We start from the raw sequence: 19,105 nt of genomic DNA, 5'->3' as shown, positions 1-19,105 counted from the left end.
GGCTCTGGCAAGATTTTCGTAGGTGGAGATCATCTCGGTGGCATGGTCGGCCGGTCCACGAAGCGGCGGCGGAGATGGGCGATCAGGACGACGCGGTGCCTGAGGAGGGAGACGCCAGCTCGGCCCGCCATGATCCGTTTCTGCAGCTTGACGTCGGTGATATGGCCCTCGTTGACCTGGGAGTTGTAGGCGGTGGTGATGCCCTGGGTGACTGCAGCTCGGTCTTCGCGCAGGGCTCTGGCAAGGCCGGTCAGCGGTGCGAGTCCGGTGTTCGCGAGGTCGTCCAGCCACTCGGGCAGGGATGTCGCGTCGCGGTGGTCGAGCATGGCGGCGAATCGGCGGACCAGGTCGTTGGCGGTCCTGAGTTCAGGGCAGTGGTCGAGAAGGCGGGGCAGGCGGTCGTTGATGTGCGGGTTGCGCCGGTGGGGGTGGGTCGTGATCCATCGGGCGGCTTCGCGGGGTGAGGGCGGCCGCTCGCGGGGCTCGTCGATGGGCAGACCCCTCCTGAGCGGTGCAACGGCCATTTTCACGCGCTGGTAGTGGCCGAGGTAGCCCTTGATCTGCAGTTCTTCGTGCAGGACCTTCGCGCTGTGCTGCCCCTCGTCCCAGCGTTGCTGCAGGTAGTCGAGGTAGGGATCCAGGGTGGAGGCCTTGCGCGGAAGGCGTCGCACGACCTCCTGCCAAGCTTGGGCTCGGGCGTACTTGCTGACGGTGCGGCGGTTCAGGCCGAGCTCCCGGGCAACGGAGCTGTGGCTCCGACCGGAGCGGGTCAAAGGCTGAACGGCTTCGAAGAGCCTTCGGGCATGGCGCTCGGCTCGCGTGTCCGCGGTGGTGTTCTCAAGGGGTTTCTCAACCGACGCGATACTGGCATCACTGATCGGAGGAAGTGCTGCGGGCAGGCAGCCGCGGTGGGTGGAGGCGATGTCCTGAACTCGGCGGGAGAGTCCTTGCCAGAGGTGAAAGCGGTCGCTGACCTGCACGGCATCCGGGGCACCGGTGGTGATGCCCTGCCGGTAGGCGAGGGAACCTACGCGGCAGGCGACCTCAACTCCTGGGTGTTCGCGAAGCCAGCGGCCGAGCCGTTCCGCGTCGCGTCCTTCCCAGAGCGTCAGCGGGAGCCGGGTGGTGGCGTCGACCAGGAGAGTTCCGTAGGTGTCGCCGTAGAGCGCGAAGTCGTCCACCCTCAGCACCCGGGGCGTGACCAGCGCAGGCAACGGTACCCGCATAAGCTGGGACAGAACGGCGACCCTCGACAACCTGACGTTCAAGATCCGAAGAATCCGGGAACCACCCCGGGCGGCCAGCACCACCCCGACGTCCTCCACCAGGTCTTGCAGTCGTGGTGTCCGCCGCTGGTAGCGCACGGTCAACCCCGTCACTTGTTCCGCGAAGGTCACCTTCGTACACATCGTGTTCTCGCAGTACAGACGGCGGACGGACAGGTCGATGAGGAGAGGTTTGCCCGCGAGCGTGACGTCAGAAAGACGGCGTGAATATCGGCTGTGGCACCACGTACTGAGCTTTCCGCATCCCGTACACCCCGCCGGGACAGCGGATCTCGTGCGGGCACGGACCGCCACCACTGCATCTGAGACCTCGACCGAGACCACAAGCACTGCAGACAACTGCGGTAACAGACTGACCAGTTCAACAGAGCACAGTCACAGGCTGCCCGCCCCGCAGACCGAACGACCCTGCTGACCAGATGATCTCCGCCTGCGAAAATCTTGCCAGAGCCACGTTCACGTGTACGCCGACAAACGGCGATGAAGGTGGCGGAACACGGGTTCGCCACGGGGTACGACCTGCATGCGAAGCACGGTGTGCCCCGTGCCGACGTCGCCTCCATGATCGAGCAGATGCAAGCGATCGGGATAGTTGGTGCCGCCGGCGTCGGTGGAATCCACAAGGTCTTGGTGAACTCCACCGAAGGCAGGCCACCGCCTCAACTCCCGCGCAGCGGCGCGAGGCCGATCAGCTGCTCAAGATCGCTGAGAATTCGGAGAAGACAGCAGAGAAGCCGTCGAAGGGGCCCACCACGTCGACAGCGTCGACTGAACCACAGGCAGACGAAGCCCTGGTGAACGCCTTCATCGCGGCGCTGCAAGTGCAGGCCCACGCACGGGGGTGCCCAGATACCGGCGGACATGGTGGACGGTGCGTTCAAGGCTGGACGAGAGGCCGTTGCGGTTGCACCGCCTCGATCGCCGTCGACCCGCAAGCCGACGCCCGATGTGCGGGGCAGTATCCCCGAGCGGCGGGTCGCGCAGCGCAGGGAAGCGGAGAGTGCCGCGCAAGGGCCGTCCTTGGATGGGGCGGTGCCCGACGCTGAAGTCGTCGAAGGGGGCCACCGGACAGCCGGTGGCCCCCTTCGACGCGTTGTTCCGCCGACGGGAGCCCTGTGTAACAGCAAGGTATTTTTTTCGCATTTTATCAACGTTGTTGAATAACGCTGTTGACCGCCGAGTTGGCGTTGAAGGACGCCAACTCCGCAGCGCTGGTAGCGATTTGACTGCAGTACGAGGTGCGTGTGATGCGGGAGCTGAGGGGGTGCCGCAGGTTGATCTAGTCGAATGACTGCGCGAGATGCATTTGTAACAATGCAGTTCGCAAGGTTATGTCCGTTTGGTCTGCTTGTAGCGATGCTTTAATAATCTTGCTTCCGGGGGTGATGGAGGCGGATGTGTCGACTCGTGACCTGGGTCGCTGCACTCATAGATGCACCATCAGGAGAAGCAAGAGTGAGATTTACGCGCGACGTGCTAGCCAAGGTTGCCAGCTTCCGCCTGGCCGTTGTTGAAACCCTCGCGACGGAACGGGCCATGCTCGCCGAGTAGATCCAGCTTCGCTGGGCCTCGGCGTGAGCCTTCGTGTCACGAGCGGTTGGCAGTTGGCGAAAGCTCCGCATAGCCGTGCCTTCGTCCCCAAGGTGAACCCGCGTGGCATGCGGGGCGACTGGCAGCGAACCCCCACCTGGAGTGCGGGCGGAGCGAAAGCATCCCCTTACTTACGCAGTATGGCAGCAGGTCCTCCGTAGCCCGATGGGCGCTGTGCTGTTGTCGAATACGACAGTAGGCGTGAGGCAAGAAGCGTCATGCGTCGATATTTGCGCATTGGCTTGAAAGGCAAGGTAGGCAATGAACACACGCACTCCTGTGCTGCGTCGGGGTATCGGCTCCGTGGTTGTACTGGTCGGCGCCATGCTGGTGGCCGGCTGTTCGCAGGGCGGCAACGGCGGCCTGGGGGCTGACAGCCCGAAGGGGGCGGCGCCCACGGACAGCACGGAAGGCGGTAAGTGGCCGGCCGCCCAGGCGCAAAGCGGCCTGGCAAAAGGCCTGAGCCTTCCACTGCAGCCCTACTTGGTGTCCTACTCGCAGAAAGTTACCGTCCAGCGTGCGCAGTTGGCGGTGCAGCGTTCGTGCATGAAGCGCCTCGGGTTCTCTTACAATCCTCCTGAGCCCGGCCACTTCCCGCCGCCGAGCGCTGACGACGCAAACATGCCCCGTCGCTACGGCCTGAGCGACTTGGACGAAGCGCGTGAACGTGCATACCGGCTGCCGGAGACGGGTGAACCTCCCGCAGACGAGGTCGTATCAGAAGCAGCCAATGCTGCTCTTATGGGCCGTTCCAGCAGCGGAGGTCAGTCCGCTTCGGGTGGTGTCCCTGCGGGCGGTTGTGTGGGGGAGTCCGAGCGGCGCATCGGAGCCCTTGATGGTTCGTTGGCCGGCCGTCTCAACAATGAGAGCTTCGAGGCCTCCAAGGCCGACCCCAAGGTGCGTGCCGCTGTTCAGAGTTGGTCCACCTGTATGCGGGGCAAGGGATATACCGTCTCCACTCCGCTCGACGCAGCCAAGCTCGTTCGCGTCAAGGGAGAACCTCCGCTGAACCCGTCGAAGCGTGAGATCAACGTTGCCACCGCTGACGTCGAATGCAAGAAGTCCACGAACCTCGTGGATTCCTGGTTCAAGGCAGAGTCTGCCATCCAGGAAGAGCTGATAGAGAAGAACCAGCTCGCGCTGCAAGAGGACAAGGGTGCCACCGAAGCAGCGGTCAAGAAGGCAGCAACTTCCTCTTCCTGAATCCAGGATGAGCCGTACAACACAAGGAGATATCCAGTGAAGAATATTGCACGCATTACGGTAACTGCCGCGCTGACCGTGAGCGCAGGGATGTTGGCCGTCGCACCATCTCATGCTGTGCCGACCACCTACAAGGGTAAGGAATGCAGTGTTAGTAACGAGAGTTGCTTCGCGCTGATGTTCAACTCCAAGGGTAAGAACCTCTGGGAGTCAAGCTGCTTCCTCTCCAACAAGAGCATCTCGAATCTGGCCGGTTACTTTCCCACTCCGACTCAGCGCATCGAGTATGTCTTCCGCAATACGCAGAACCCCATGAACGTCAATGCAGGCAATGCCTACTGCCGTGGTGATGGCGACGGCATCGCCGCGAAGAACAATGCTGCGGCTGGCGCCAACGGGGAAGGGGGCGCCACCAATACGGTGTACTTCGGGTCGGGTTACTCCGGTGCGGCGCAGAGCTTCAGCCCTCGTTCGGTTGCCAACTTGAACTCCCAGCTGAAGAACGAAAACGCTGCGGTCAAGCGCACTTCCTGACCGAATAGCTCTGCCACAGGGGCTTGTGGCCCTGCTCGATGATCAGTAGATCGGGAATGCAACCAGTGACACAGGAATCAACGCAGCGGGCCCGTAGGGCACACCGCAGTCGGCCTACGCGCCTCACGCGCCGTCGCCGAGTGGCTGTCATCACCGCCGCCAGTGCGGTGGCTATCGCTGTCGGCGGAGTGGCAGCGTCGCAGTGGATTCAGTCCCCTGCGCAGGCTGCCGCCGATGCCCGCCCGCCTGCGCCGAGCACGGTCACTGCCCCTGTGGTCAGGCAGGTCCTTCGCTCCACCACGGTGGTGCGAGGAACCTTCTCCAACGGACGCGCCGTCACGGCCCATCCCACTGCGGTCGCAGCGACAGCTGCCTCCGATCCGGACAGCGCCCTGATCATCACCGGGGTCTTCACCAAGCCGGGAAGGAAGGCCGCAGCCGGGCGCGCCCTGGTCGAATACTCCGGGCGCCCCGTCTTCGCGCTGCCCGGCGTGCTCCCCGCCTACCGTGACCTTCACTTCGGTGACAGCGGTAAGGACGTCGCCCAGCTGCAGAAGGCGCTGCGCTCGCTCGGGCACAGTACAGCGGGGGACCCGTCAGGAAAGTTCAAAACCGGAACGGCCAGTGCGCTGGGGCGCATGTACAAGGCCATGGGCTATGTTGCCCCGCTCTCAGGTCCAGCTGACTCCAATTCCGCGGCTCCGGCTGAGCAGAAGGCATCATCAGGATCCGGCTCGGGCACCGCCAAGACCGGTGCGAGCGAAGGTCCGCCCCGAACATCCGGGGCCGGTCAAGACCGGTCTTCAGCTGAAGGAGCGGATTCTGCCCGCTATCCGATGTTGCCCCGGTCTGAAGTCCTCTTCGTCGCTACTCTGCCTGCGCGAGTCGCCTCTGTTCCTCTGCAGATCGGCGACACGATCTCCGGCCCCGTGCTGACCCTGGCTCGCAGTGAGCTCACGCTCACGGGAAAGCTGGACCCGGCACAGGCAGATCTCGTTCAACCGGGGATGGCGGTCAGCATTCTGGCCGAGAGCACGGGGGCAGAGCAGCAGGCCACCGTCGCGTCTGTCGGTCCGCTGAAGACTCCCGACGCGAAGTCGGGAGACTCGGAGAAGTCGGCTGCTCCCGAGGACACCACGCCCTATCTACCGTTGGTGATCAAACCTGCACGTCCTTGGGACTCCAAGCTCGTCGGGCAGGACGTACGTATCACCATCAGCGCCGCTGCGACCGAAGAACCCGTGCTTACTCTGCCCGTATCCGCTCTGTCTGCCGGAGCTGACACGAAGACAACTGTCACTGTGGCTGATCCCGGTGGAAGCCGCCGGACCGTCACGGTCAAGGCCGGGGCCTCCGCAGACGGAATCGTTGCCGTGACCCCTGTGAACGGCCGTCTGAACGAGGGCGACAAAGTCGTGGTCAGCCAGTGATCAGCCGCCTGCGCACGCGCCGCCTGCGGCGCAACGCCCCAACTTCCGAGAGCACGCCCAGTAAATGGGCGGTGGAACTCTCGGGCTGCGCACGCACCTACCCCGGCGTGCCCCCGGTTGAGGCACTGCGACCCGCGAATCTGTCTGTGGCCCATGGCGATTACATTGCCGTGGTGGGACCTTCCGGATCGGGTAAGTCCACGCTGCTCAACCTTCTTGGCCTCCTGGACCGCCCCACCGCGGGCACCTACCAACTCGCCGGCCACAACACCGCGGACTTGAGCGAGCGCGAACGTACCGCGATCCGCGGACACCGCATCGGCTTCGTCTTCCAGTCCTTCCACCTCCTGCCGCACCGCACCGCCCTGGAGAACGTCGCACTCGCGCAGCTCTACGTCACGCCACGCAGAGCCGCGCGCAGCGCCGCCGCCTCGGCGGCCCTCCAGCAAGTGAGCCTGACCCATCGACAGCATGCGCTGCCCACCGTCCTGTCCGGCGGTGAACGCCAACGCGTGGCCATCGCCCGAGCGCTCGTCAACACTCCTGACCTTCTCCTGTGCGACGAGCCGACCGGCAACCTCGACTCGACCAATGCCGCCTCGGTCATGGATCTCCTCGAAGAGCTCAACGCCACGGGCGTCACCGTCATCGTGATCACACACGATCCCGCCGTCGCGGCCCGAGCCCACCGCAGCGTCACGATCCTCGACGGCCATCTCACCGAGGTCACTGCCCCATGACTCGCCCCACCTCATACACCACCCGTCTCACACTTCGGGACGTCGTCTCCGAGGCACTCGCCGGCCTCGTGCAACGCCCTGGCCGGTCGGTCCTCACCATGCTCGGCACCATCCTCGGAGTGAGCTCCTTCGTCGCGGTCCTGGGCCTGACGACCACGGCAACCAGCCAGATCGGCAAGTCCTTCAATGTGCTGCAGGACACCACCGTCACGGTCGAAGACACCATCAGCGCTGCCGAGCGACCTCTGTCGCAGCAGGATCAGACCTCATTTCCCGCAGACAGCGACGCCCGTCTCGAACGCCTCAACGGCGTTGCCGCAGGCGGTGTGTGGTGGCCCCTACCGCTGCGCAACCCGCGCATCGCCAACCAGCCCACAGCCGCTGCCTCCGACAGCCAGACCACCCTGGGCCTGTACGCCGCAAGCCCCGGAGCACTCCGCGCCGCGCAGCCCCATCTCACCAGCGGCACCCTCTACAACGACGCCCACCAACGCCGTAAAGACCGCGTCTGCCTTCTCGGCAGCGCAGCGGCACACCAACTTGGCATCACCCGAGCAGACACACGAGCCGCAGTCTTCATCAACGACACCGCCTACACCGTGATCGGCGTCATCGACGACTCTGAACGCCTCCCCCAAACCCTCCTCGGCATCACCATCCCGACAAGCACCGCCCTCACCAACTACGGGCCTCCCCAGGACACACCAGCCCAAGCACTCATCCACACGAACCCCGGCGCCGCACAACTCATCGCACAACAGGCACCCCTGTCCCTGCGACCCGACAACCCCACACACCTCAAGGCCGTACCCCCACCCGACCCCCGCAGCCTGCGCGACCAAGTCGACACCGACCTGTCCGGCCTGTTCCTGCTCCTGGCCGCCATCTGCCTGGCAGTCGGCGCCTTCGGCATCGCCAACACCACCCTGGTCGCCGTACTCGAACGCACCAGCGAAATCGGCCTCCGCCGAGCCCTGGGCGCCCGACCACGACACATCACCATCCAGTTCCTCACCGAGTCCACCGCCCTGGGAACCCTAGGCGGCCTCGTGGGCACCGCACTGGGCATCGCCGCTGTGCTCGCCACCGCGATCTTCCGCGAGTGGACAGCGGTCGTGGAGCCCTACACCGTCCTGCCAGCGCCCCTCATCGGCACACTCGTCGGCTTCCTCGCTGGCCTCTATCCCGCTTGGCGCGCTGCACGTATTGAGCCTCTGGAAGCGCTACGTCGATGACGGAGGCTGGCCTGCTCGCAGACCAAAGCCGAGGCCAGCAGGTGAGGCTGCAGACAAGGGAGACGAAGGCATCGTGGAGTGCGGCGCGGCTTTCCCTTACGTACCGCCCCGTCTAGGACATTCCACGATCGGCGTCCCGGTTCCCAGACAGCGAGATCATGCGCGCCCGAAACCTTGGAGGACGAGCGCAGGCTGCTGTGTGCCCTTCAGCCCTCTGAAGGTTGGCACGAGTAGCACCGTCGTCCTACCTACCCCCCTCAACACAGCGGACCTGCTTGTTGCTGGGGCTTATTAAGACCTGGCCGCCCGCCTCGGGTGCATAGGGCTGCACATACCGGTTGCAGCCGTCGCCAGAACGAGAAGAGGAAAAGAGTGAAGAGACCCACAAGGCGCCTGCGTGCGCCTGTCATCGTTGTTGCGGCAGCAGCGTTGACGATACCTACCAGTCTCCCGGCCGGGGCAGATGAACGTGTTCCGCCGAAGAATGCTGCTAACGGCTGGGATAACCAGACGGTGACTAACTCTGTCATGCCATCCGCTATCCCAGCCGCAGAACGTGCCGCGAAACTCGGAGCACAATACGCACAGTCCAAAGATACCGCATTCGCCACCAGCGGAGACGGAACCGGCTTTCACCTGCTCCTCGCCAACGAGGCCAACGGCTACCAGTGGAAAACAGCCGCCACCCTGCGCGAAGACGGTTTCGACGCCGACTCCTGGATCGGTAACGCTTGCCTGACAGCCTCCGGTAAGTACGCCGCCGTTGCCTATGCCCCCCGTACCTTCACCAACAAGCCCGAACTGATGGTGCGCGGCGCCTTTACCGCCCTCGTGGACCTAGCCTCCGGTAAGGTCACCAAACTGCCGCAGACCGCTTCCTTGGCCTACTTCAGCCCTGGATGCGGCAATGGTGACGAGGCGATATTCACCCAGCTCTCTCACGACGGCGACAAGAGACAGCAGAGCCGACTGGTCACCGCAGACGCAAAAACCGGCCAGCTCACCGCCCCAATAACCGTTCCCGGACAGGTAACTTCGGCCGTCCCGACGAAGAGCGGCATCATCGCCGCCCATGGCAACAGGCTCGTACGACTCAACGGCACCAGGGAGACCGAACTTCTACGTACACGTACCGTGCCGTTCCAGCTCACCGTCGATGCCGATGGCGGAGTTACATACATCGAGCGGGAGAAGGAGAACAAAGAGACGGACGAACCTCGGAGCTGGGCCAGGCACCTGACGTCCGCGAAAGTGGCCGGAGGCAGAACACAGACGGACACAGTCGCTTCCGGGAAGCTCGGAGAATGGGACCTGGCTAGCACGCCATCGGGCCGTGTGTTCATTACTGGAAAGGCCGTCAGCGAGGGCAAACTCCCTGCCCGGATAGCGAACCCGGGCGGTCTGACTGAGGGCGTTCGCATGTCCAGCCTGGGACACGCCGCAGTGTCGGCCGCATGGGCAGACGGCAAGACGAGCATGCTGACACCAAAGGGCACCGACCCCACCCGGCCAGCACGCGCACACCTCAAAGTTCTGGCTACGAACTCGTCAGTCGCCCTGGATGTAACCCCCCGGGCAGAAGGCAAGAATGCGGAGACGGGCACCCACCCTTCACCGGCCCTTGGAGTCGCTTCTAAGGGAAAATCCGCTGAGAAGAGCGGAGATGGTCGCACGCCGCAGTCCGTGGAGAGACTCGGACGAGCGGCATCGCCCACCGGCCCGAGCGAGGACGCTGACGAGCGGTATTGTGCTGTCGCACGCAACGACCCCAAGAAGCAGGCTTTCCAGCCCACCCCGCGCCAAATCGAATGGGCAGTGGACCAAGCCGTAATCGGCAATCTGACCTTCAACCGGCCAGCCAACTGGAAGAACACCGGGATGGACGGCTATAGCCCTAACGGCCTGTTCCCACCAATCACTCTCGCGGGCGACCCCAATGCCACTCTCGACAATGAGGACCCCAAGGAAACTGACCGTTGGCACATTCCTTCGCAGGTGATGCTCGGCGTCACCGCGCAGGAGACCAACATGTGGCAGGCCACCCGGTACGCCGTGCCGGGTGTCACTGCCAACAGCCTGGTTGGTAACTTCTACGGCACCAAATACGCCGCGGACGGTGCCCAGGCCGACCCCTGGCGGATCAATTTCTCCGATGCTGACTGCGGCTACGGCATCACCCAGGCCACCGACGGCATGCGCTTGGCTGGCAAGACCAAAAAGGGTGAGACGGCCCTGCCGCCCGACACCCAGGAAGCTGTCGCTCTGGACTACGCGGCCAACATCGCCTACGGGGCACAGATACTCTCCCGTAAGTGGGACGAAACCTACTACGCTGGAATGAAAGTCAACGGCGGGCATCCGCAATGGATCGAGAACTGGTTCTTTGCTCTGTGGGCCTACAATTCCGGCTTCTATTCCGCCGCTGACTCCGCCGGGCACAAAGGCCTGGGCTGGACCAACAACCCGGCGAATCCACTGTGGAAGGCTAACCGTACGCCTTTCCTGGAGAACGCCGGCGGAGGGGACGATTACAGTCACGCTGCGCATCCACAGGACTGGCCCTACCAAGAAAAGGTACTGGGTTGGGCAGCGCGCCCCATCTCTGCCATGTCCGCTCCGGGAAGTTTCGGTCCTGGCTACCTAGCCGCTTGGTGGAACGGCGATAACAAGCGCACCGCAGTCAAGCCACCCATAGACCTGTTCTGTGACAGCAGCAACAACTGCGACCCTTCCAAGATCAGTAACAGTGATTCCAACGACCCCGGACAGGGAGCTTGCAAGCTCGACGCCGGCACCAGCGACAGCAACCCCCACTGGCTGCACTGCTGGTGGGACAAGCCAGCCCAGTGGAAGGACTGCGAGAAGCTCGCCGAATGCGGCCACCAGGTCCACCGCTTCAACACGAGCTACCCGGAACAGCCCGACGCCAACTCCTACCCCCCGCGCTGCTCTAGCGGTCTGCCTGCCAATGCTCTGATCGTGGATGACCTTCCGAACGGCGCTACGCCCACCGGATCGGCCTCAAGAGGCTGCGGGCCCGCGAAGTCTGACGGCACCTTCAACCTCACCTACCAGCCATCGGTGGTCACCGACGCGAAAACCGGGCAGAACATCACCACCTACCCGGGCAAGATTGATACCCACCAGATCGGTGCCGCCTATGGAAACCACTTCTGGTTCACTCACACCCGCTCGCCGGAGCCCTCCCCGCAGGGCGACCGGATGAAGGTCACCGGCACTTGGTCCTTGGGCCGAAAGCTCACAGAGCATGATGGCCAGGCCAAGGTGTACGTGTTCGTCCCCGATCACGGGGCACAAACCGGCGCTGCCCGCTACAAGATCACAACTAGCAATGGCGTCACCGAGAAGGTGATCTCGCAGAAGGACAACCAGTCCAACAAATGGGTCGACTTGGGCGCCTACTCGTTCGGCGAAGTAACACCTAAGGTCACCCTGGACAATTTCAACGGTGGCAACGGGAGCGCGGACATCGCGTTCGACGCAGTCGCGTTCGTCCCAGGGGACTACTGGGGGCTCCCCACCGACCTGGCATTCTCCGACCCTACCGATGAAAGCGGTCCCGACCCCGAGTTCCCCCAGATGCCACAGATAATATCGGGGCATTTGTTCTGGAAAAAGCCGGTTGCACCTCGCTTGCGAAGCAAGGCCGTTGGTCCGGTTATGAAGGGTGGAGTTGCACCTGCCGCGGCGCCAGCCTTGGCAGCCGCTGATGAGGCAGGGACGGTATCCTGCGCGCTCACCAAAGAGACATTCACCTATGATCGCACCAGCGCGTGCATCGTAAGTACTATCAGTGCCTCCGGAGTCGACCAGAACAAGAAGCCCGTGTCGATAGATTTTAATTATCGACAGGAGCTCAAAACGAGTCGAGATTCCAAAAAGGTTACGCAGAAGGTCGACATCAGCGTAGACAAGGCCTCGCCGAACGTTACCAATGCGACGATAAATGTCGACTTCCATTGCAGAATAGGTCTCTGCAAGAGTGACCCTGCAGTATGGAGTGGCTCGAAGACCTTCACCGGAGCTAGCGACCTGCACCACCTGACTGCCACTCAAACTACGGAGTGGACTGGCACGGGCAAAAGTAATATGCAGCTCTCATGGAGCGCCCTTGCCAGCATCAATGGCATGGTGGCGCCGGACCCGCTCACTGCAGGCGAGGACGAACTAGAAATCCGCTGTGATGACCAGTTCAAAAATAAGCCTGCAGGGTGCGTCTTCCCGCGCTGGGTACCCACTTACACGTTCAGTGAATCCAAGTATCCTGCTGCTGCCGCCCATATTTGGATGCTTCAGCACAAGCTCCCTTCCCATTTTGGACTGAAAGGCCAAGGGAGCCCGCTGAATTTCCTGGCAAACGATACACCTCAAAAGAGTAACCCGAAGAAGATGCAGAAGGATTTCAACCGCGACACCGTTTGTCCCGATGGTTGGGCCAAGAAGTTCTCTCCGACGCTCGTCAAGCCGGGCGACATACCGAATTGTGACGAATTTACCTTCGCCGCTACTTACCAGAGCGGAGGAATGCAGACAAATGATGGTGGCAAGAACCCCAAGCCGGTCACGTCAGGGGACGAATGCATCAGCACCGTAACCATGAAGGACCCGGACGGAAAGTGGCGCCTGCACCCGGCACCGGGTGAAAAGGTGCCGACCTGGACTGAGACGTGTGGCCGGTCGTCTATGTCCGGCAGGCATAACCAAGGTTCCATGAACCGCTTCGGAACCTTTATGTACTCAAACCGTCTTCTTGATGGAGACCAATACTGGCTCGACGTAGCCAAGCCGCAGTAGTACAAGCCGAATAGGGCCCAAGGTGCAGATTGACACCTTGGGCCCTGCTCATTTTCTTAATATCAGTCCCAGATAAGACTACCGCCCTGGATGCGCCCAAAAGGGTGCTGCATCTCCGAGGTAATCTGTTCCATGAGAGTGATCGTATCGCTGAAAAGAGCGAACAGAGATTCATGAGTTCCGAAGGAAGGCCAATCTCCGTCTCCGAATGAGCCGATCTGTCCGCTACACACATCCAGGAACTTACCGTAACAAGCGTCATCGTCCGAAACGATAGGAATCCATTGCTCATGCCAGAAGGGAAAGTCCGGATCGTCGGACGGGTCATCCCGCTCTATATCCATTTTGAACTCGTATATGCGCTCGATGGCAGCAAGCCCTAGCAGGTTGCGGTTTCCTGCCATCACCCCCTTTGTCACGTCAACCGAATCATCGCCTGTCCCGGAGAGCAAAAGCCATCTCTGAAGCTCGTCCGGGAAGACAAGACCCATCCGTTCCTCGGCTGCGGAAATCGATGTCTGGGTCGCAGGGGCGAGAACGGCAGACGCTGTACGTGGCGCATTTTCTCCCAACCAACCCACCAGTCGTTGCCACACAACCTGCACATCTCCCATGGATTTTCCTCTCCTTAACTTGCACCCTTCGGCGCAGCTTACGACATCTTCTCCCCCTGGCCGCGTCGAGGAGACTCTTACGGAATGAGAGGAGTTGGCTCTGAGTGGCCCCCTTGGCAGAGAGCGACTCTGTCGGGGATCTTGGGTGAGTGCGTCATTTCCCTTGGCGCCACCAGTGTGGGCGTGGGGGGTTGCGGAGCTCGAGGTATTGCTGAAAGGCCGTCGGGCGGCGGGGTCTGTGCGTCGCGTCCGGGGGATCCTGCCCGACGAGGCGTTCGATGTTCACGGCGATCGCGGTCAGCACATGTTGAACATGTGTCTTGGGCATTCCGTGGTATCAGCCGTGGCGTGCTCGGTGGCCGAGTGCCAGTTCGGCGATGGTGCCCTCGGCTCCGGAGCGGAGTGCGTAGAGCTTGTGCCAGGCGGGGTCGTGCTGGTCGGCGCGGTTGCGGGCCTGGAGTTCGTGCAGGTATCTGGGGAGGAAGTAGACCGTGCGGGGCCCTTGGCCGCGGGTACATGAGGAACGGGTTGGGCAGGGGCCGCACTGGCGGGGGCGGAAGTGGGCGGCGATGTATGGGGTTGTGGGCGGGGGCCCGGACCCAGCTCGTGGTGGTCTGACCGCTTGGGCAGGTCACCTGCTGGCTGGCGAAGTCAACGGTGAAATCGTCGCGGGCGAAGCCGGTTTGCTCCTTGTGCTGCCACTGCCCGCTGGCCTTGACCGGCCCGATGAGGCTGACACCGTACTCGCGGTCAGCTGCTTCGAGGAGGGCGACGGAGAGATAGCCACCGTCCATGAGGTGCTCGGCGGGCAGCAGACGTCGTTTCTTGAGGCGGGTGTGGATGCCGGGCACGGCCTCGGTGTCCCGCGTCGGCACCGTGGTGGCGACGTCGGTGATCACACTCGGGGTGTCGGAGTCGCAGGTCTCCATCACATGCAGTAGATATCCGCTCCAGCGGGTGCTCCCGCGCAGCCCGAAGCGAGTGTCCAAGTCGTAAGGCGAGCGGATCATCCATCTGCCCGGCGGAAGGCCGACCTTGCTGTTGCGGGGACGCGGTCGGCCGTGCTCGTCGGTCGTGAACTGCTGGACCAGAATCTGTCGCAGTGCCTGAAGTGCGCGACCACGGACGCGGTCCGGCGCCCGGGTGACCAGGACGTGGGCATCGGCGCCGGCCTGACTGAGCCGGGCGACGGGGTGGTTGGGCTGGGAACACAGTCGCGCCGGTCGGCCGTAACGATTGGCCCACTCTTGGGTGACCAGGTCATCGAGTAACTCGGGGGATTCTTTGGCCAGGTGTTCCAGCGCGGCCCTGACCGCCTCAAGGACCAGCTCCAGGCGGGTCAGCTCGCGAGCGGCGGCCAGGACGTGGGTGGAGTCGGTGCGCTATTTGCCCCGCTGCTTGACCAGTCCGGCCGCCGCAAGCCGTGCCACGGCCAGGTCGAGCAGCTGGTCGGCGCGATCCTGCTGGGCGAGCCGGTCGCGGAAGTCGCCCAGCACACTGTGGTGGAAACCGGGATGGGTCCGGCTCGTTTCGAGTGACTGGCTGACCTGCGCGTGGGTGTGAGCGGGCTGGTGATGGGTGCTGATCGCTTCTACCTTCTGGGTAAGGGGGTGGGGTGATGGTGTCCTTGCTCGAAGAGTTGTCGCGGCGCGAGGCGGCGATCCGTGAGCGGGTGGCCGAACTGCGGCTTCGGGTATCGCAATTGGGCGAACAGCTGGAAGCGTTCGAGGAGATGCTCGCGCAGGTGGAGATCGCCCGGATGGTGGTGCGCGAGGTCCTCGACGACGCGGCTGCTGATCAGCCGGTGCCGCGCAAGGAGTCGGAACCGCCGGAGGCCGGATCGGGGTCGCCGATCGGGGTGGTGACGGTGCCGCAGTGGGAGCCGGGAATGGAGGTGTCGGTGCTGTCGGCGGGTTATCGGGATGTCGTGGGCGTGCTACAGGCTGCGGGGCGGCCGATGCGGTCGAAGGCGGTGTCGGTGGCGATCGGGTGGGGCGAGGGGGCCTCGAAGGTGGAGTCGGTGCGGGCGAAGCTGAAGCGCCTGGCGAGGCGGGGCTGGCTCACCGAGGACAGCCCGGGCCTGTTCCAGCTGATCGAACACACCGAGGACCTCGGGCCGTTCAGTCCCGGCTCTGGCGACTGAGGGCCCTTCTTCCTACGTTCGTAGGTGCCAACCAAAATGTCCGTAGGAAGAAGAACCTCGTGGAACGGTATGACATGCCGTCGAGCTCTGACTGCTTTGAGGCGGCAACGAATTTGTTCGGGGCGCTCGTGACGGATCTGGCCTCGCCCGAGGCGGGCGGGCTCGCCCATCACGAGGTGGAGGACCTTCTCGAAGAGCGGGGCCGTGACCTGCTGCGACAGCTCTTCCAGGATCATCTGGACCTGAGGGAGAAGCGTGAGCAGGAAGCGGTGGAACAGCGGCGGCCCCGTGTGTTCGGCGCTGATGGTCTGCTCCGGCCACGTCTGGAGAGGGGGCATGGGCGGTTGCTGGCCACGGTGTTCGGCACGGTGACGGTCTCCCGGTGCGCCTGGCGGCACCTGGAAGCGTCGAACGTACACCCGGCGGATGAGGTGCTGTCGCTGCCGCGGGGCCGGCATTCCCACGGCTTGGCCCACCTCACCGTCCGGGCGGCCATCCGCATGTCCTATGACGCGGCCCACGAGACGATCGTGCGCCGCTGCGGCCGCGTGCTCGGCAAGCGCCGGCTCGCCGGTCTGCTTGTGGAGGCAGCCCGTGACATCGACGGCTTCTACGAGGCCAGGGTCTTCGAACCGTGCACCGCGTCCACGGTGTTGGTGCTGTCCGCGGACGGCAAGGGCATCGTCATGAGGCCCGAGGCCCTGCGCGAAGTCACCCGCCAGGCCGCCGCGAAGCGGCAGCACACCTTCCGCACCCGGCTGGCAGCCGGGGAGAAGAGCGGCAGAAAACGCATGGCCACGCTCGGTGCGGTCTATGACACTGAGCCCGCACCCCGTCGCCCGCACGACGTGATCACTCCACCCGGCGGCTTCGCGGACGGGCATGTCCGCAGGCCCGGCCCCGTCGCCCGCAGCAAATGGCTGGTGGGCTCGGTCGAGCAAGACGCCGAGCACGTCATCGCGCAGGTCTTCGACCACGCACAGGCTCGCGACCCCGACCACCGCCGCACCTGGGTCGTTCTGGTCGACGGCGCCCGCCACCAACTCGACCTCGTCCAGGCCGAAGCCCGCCTGCACGGTATCGACGTGCACATCGTCATCGACATCATCCACGTTCTTGAAAAGGCATGGTCCGCTGCCTGGTGTTTCCACCGCCCCGGCGACAAGACCGTCGAGGACTGGGTCGCCACCCACGCTCTCGCCATCCTGAACGGCGATGCCGAAGAGGTCGCCAACGACCTTCAGGCCCAGGCAGATCAGGCGGGGTTGACCAGCGAACAGCGTCATGGTGTCGATACGTGCGTCCGCTACCTGCGCGGCAACATCGACTTCCTGCACTACGACCAGGCCCTCGCGGCCGGCTGGCCCATAGCCACCGGGATCATCGAGGGCACCGCACGTCATCTGATCGCCGACAGACTCGATATCGGCGGCGCCCGCTGGGGCCCGGCCGGCGCCGAAGCCGTCCTCAAACTCCGTGCCCCCACGGCCAACGGCGACCTCGAAGCCTACTGGCGACACCACATCGCCGCAGAACACCGCCGCCTCTACCCGTCTGACCAGGATCAATACGGACTCATCGCCTGACGGCGATCTCACTCAGAACGAGCCGCACCCAACCGCCTTCGCGTTGCCCCTACTTTGCCCGACGGTACCGGCAGCCGCCAGAGTGCGAGTTAGGGGCGCAGTGGGATGACGTCGCAGGGTCGTGGTGGGCGGCCTTGGCGGGGCGGACGTACACGCGGTCAGGGGATGGTGGTGTCTTTGTTCTACGAACCCATCCTTGAACCCGCGCGATGTTACGACGGCAGGTGGGGGTCCCTGAGTTGAACGTATGCGTGCAGGCTGGGGCGGGTGTCGGGCAGGCCGCCAGCGCGCAGACAGCTTTCGACCGGGGTTTGGTACTCGTCCCAGGGGCCGCGTGCGGCCACGCACCGCAGGATGTGCTGGGTGCTCTCGCCGAGGTCGGTGAAGAGGGGTGTTCCGGGCAGTCCTTCATCAGGGAGGGCGTTCTGGAGTGCGGCGGTGACGGCCTTGGCGGCGATGGCGCTGTTCGCGCTGAGGGCATCCATGATCATGGGCAGGACAGGGCGGGGAGCGTGGGCGGCGAGAGGGGCGAGGGCGCGGGCGGCGTACCCGCCAAGGTCCCCGTCGTTGAAGACGGCTTCGGGCATATGTGACACGGTCGGGGGCGTGGTGATCGCCTGTGTTAGCTCCTCGATCACCAGAGTCACGATTTCCTCGTTGCCGGCACCGGGACGGGAGCCGGTGGTCAGCAGGCGGGCGAGCGCGGTGGCAGCCCCCCACCGCACCAGCGGCTCCGGCGCGGCGAGGTAGGGCCGCACGTGGGGAACCAGGGAGCGGTCGCCGACCAGCCCCGCGGCCACCAACATCGTGGCTGTGGCCTGGGCGTGGGACTCACGGTCGAGCTGTGCCAGGATCTCGGGGACCGTGCGCGTGCCTTCCTCGGGAAACCAGGCAAGGAGGTAGGCGGTGCGGACACGGATGTCGGGGTCCGGGTCGTCCAGGAGCGGGCAGAGGCCGGACAGTTCTGCGCGGACAGCGTCGTACGACGGCAGCGTGCTCGCAGCATCGTCGGGCGTTGCACCTTCCAGACACCAGTCTCGCGCTTCTTCGTAGGAGCGGCGCCGGTCGGGATCGGTTTCGGTGTAAAGCTGTTCCTGGTACCAAGCTGCCATCTTCTCCGGCGTGTGCTCGGCCGCCGCAGCGCGCCAGGTCGCGGTGTCGATGCCTGCGGGCAGGGAGTACTGGTCGTGCCAGTCGATCGCCAGCCGGGTCAGCATCGTCAGTGCGGTCGGGCGCGCGTGGGCGGGCCCAGCTATCGCGATCCGGGCGAAGAACGGCACGGCCGCGGCCGATGAGGTGTAACGGGAGCCCTGGTGGAAGATCGTGTTGAAGAGGTCCAGCCAGGCATTCTTGCGCGCGTCCTCGTCATCTCCGCACACCAGACGCAGCCGGTCGGGGACGTCGTGGGCACTGCCGTATGCGTGGTGAAGTCGTTCCCAGTCGATAGCGTCCAGCCCGGCCAACAGCTTGTGGTCATGTTCCTTGATCATGAACGAAGGCTGTCACGTCCCACTGACATCCCCGTCGTACGAGGTGCTGCACCAGTTCGAAGCCCGCGGCTACCCAGCTCACCCTTCACACGGCATGGACACCTGGAGCCGGCCGCGGTCGCGCTGCGTCCGGATGGACTGCGGGCCGGGCGAGGCGACGCCTCATGAGTGTGATGGCGGCGAGAGTGAGCACGCCATCGGCTGCATCGACTTCCTGCAGCCGACCAGCAACAGTCCCCGCAGATACAAGGCACCCTTCTCGCGCTGATCCCGCCGCACCAACGGTGCGAGCACCTCGGACGCGAACTCCTCCACCCAACCCGTACCGCCGCAAGCTCCCCAGCCCTCAGAAGCCGTCTTCCTATCGACCATGAGCACGATGTGATCGAAAAGGGGGATGGAGGCGGGTGAACTTGGCCGTGGCGTGCATGAAGGCAGG

At 64.1% G+C, this 19,105-nt stretch carries 14 protein-coding genes; 9 read left to right on the top strand and 5 right to left on the bottom strand.

The genetic code is table 11. From position 1 onward, the window contains the following. Positions 1–29: 29 nt before the first annotated feature. Entirely contained in the window at positions 30–1,610 is a 1,581-nt protein-coding gene (locus ACIO3O_RS42010) for an ISL3 family transposase (protein ID WP_401756109.1), read from the bottom strand. Between the two features lie 132 nt (positions 1,611–1,742). Continuing rightward, a complete protein-coding gene (locus ACIO3O_RS42005; protein ID WP_401756078.1) occupies positions 1,743–1,907 on the bottom strand; it encodes a hypothetical protein in 165 nt (54 codons plus the stop codon). Positions 1,908–3,137: 1,230 nt separating this feature from the next. On the opposite strand from ACIO3O_RS42005, the gene ACIO3O_RS42000 reads away from it, so the two are divergent. From ACIO3O_RS42000 to ACIO3O_RS41975, 6 genes are all read left to right on the top strand, one after another. Beyond that, a complete protein-coding gene (locus tag ACIO3O_RS42000; protein WP_401756075.1) occupies positions 3,138–4,079 on the top strand; it encodes a hypothetical protein in 942 nt (313 codons plus the stop codon). 36 nt (positions 4,080–4,115) lie between these two features. Continuing rightward, a complete protein-coding gene (locus ACIO3O_RS41995; protein ID WP_401756072.1) occupies positions 4,116–4,613 on the top strand; it encodes a hypothetical protein in 498 nt (165 codons plus the stop codon). Between the two features lie 140 nt (positions 4,614–4,753). Further along, entirely contained in the window at positions 4,754–6,043 is a 1,290-nt protein-coding gene (locus ACIO3O_RS41990) for a peptidoglycan-binding protein (protein ID WP_401756068.1), read from the top strand. Further along, positions 6,040–6,783, top strand: coding sequence for an ABC transporter ATP-binding protein (locus ACIO3O_RS41985; protein ID WP_401756065.1), 744 nt, complete (start codon positions 6,040–6,042; stop codon positions 6,781–6,783). Before ACIO3O_RS41990 ends, ACIO3O_RS41985 begins: the two co-directional genes overlap by 4 nt. Beyond that, on the top strand, positions 6,780–8,018 hold the full coding sequence (locus ACIO3O_RS41980) for an ABC transporter permease (protein WP_401756062.1): 1,239 nt from the start codon (positions 6,780–6,782) through the stop codon (positions 8,016–8,018). The genes ACIO3O_RS41985 and ACIO3O_RS41980 overlap by 4 nt, the downstream gene beginning before the upstream one ends. Before the next feature lie 528 nt (positions 8,019–8,546). Next, entirely contained in the window at positions 8,547–12,833 is a 4,287-nt protein-coding gene (locus ACIO3O_RS41975; protein ID WP_401756059.1) for a hypothetical protein, read from the top strand. 62 nt (positions 12,834–12,895) lie between these two features. On the opposite strand, the gene ACIO3O_RS41970 is transcribed toward ACIO3O_RS41975, so the two are convergent. Together ACIO3O_RS41970 and ACIO3O_RS41965 are read right to left on the bottom strand one after the other, a co-directional pair. Next, on the bottom strand, positions 12,896–13,447 hold the full coding sequence (locus tag ACIO3O_RS41970) for an SMI1/KNR4 family protein (protein ID WP_401756057.1): 552 nt from the start codon (positions 13,445–13,447) through the stop codon (positions 12,896–12,898). 337 nt (positions 13,448–13,784) lie between these two features. Beyond that, a complete protein-coding gene (locus ACIO3O_RS41965) occupies positions 13,785–14,018 on the bottom strand; it encodes a transposase (RefSeq protein ID WP_401756106.1) in 234 nt (77 codons plus the stop codon). 721 nt (positions 14,019–14,739) lie between these two features. Between ACIO3O_RS41965 and ACIO3O_RS41960 the strand changes: the two genes are divergently transcribed. The 3 genes from ACIO3O_RS41960 to ACIO3O_RS41950 all read left to right on the top strand — a co-directional run bounded on the left by ACIO3O_RS41960 (position 14,740) and on the right by ACIO3O_RS41950 (position 17,176). Then, positions 14,740–14,985 (top strand): hypothetical protein, encoded by a 246-nt coding sequence (locus ACIO3O_RS41960; protein WP_401756054.1) that lies wholly within the window; start codon positions 14,740–14,742, stop codon positions 14,983–14,985. A gap of 80 nt (positions 14,986–15,065) precedes the next feature. Beyond that, the gene (locus ACIO3O_RS41955) at positions 15,066–15,590 is read left to right on the top strand and encodes a hypothetical protein (protein ID WP_401756051.1); all 525 of its coding nucleotides are present in this window, start codon (positions 15,066–15,068) and stop codon (positions 15,588–15,590) included. Positions 15,591–15,649: 59 nt separating this feature from the next. After that, positions 15,650–17,176: an ISKra4 family transposase gene (locus ACIO3O_RS41950; RefSeq protein WP_401756048.1), complete on the top strand. Its 1,527-nt coding sequence runs from the start codon at positions 15,650–15,652 to the stop codon at positions 17,174–17,176. A 212-nt stretch (positions 17,177–17,388) separates the two neighbouring features. On the opposite strand, the gene ACIO3O_RS41945 is transcribed toward ACIO3O_RS41950, so the two are convergent. Further along, positions 17,389–18,666: a HEAT repeat domain-containing protein gene (locus tag ACIO3O_RS41945; protein ID WP_401756045.1), complete on the bottom strand. Its 1,278-nt coding sequence runs from the start codon at positions 18,664–18,666 to the stop codon at positions 17,389–17,391. Between the last annotated feature and the right edge of the window lie 439 nt (positions 18,667–19,105).

This window comes from Streptomyces sp. NPDC087440 (assembly GCF_044744005.1).
Classification (GTDB): domain Bacteria; phylum Actinomycetota; class Actinomycetes; order Streptomycetales; family Streptomycetaceae; genus Streptomyces.
This window is presented reverse-complemented; position numbering and strand designations above follow the sequence as displayed.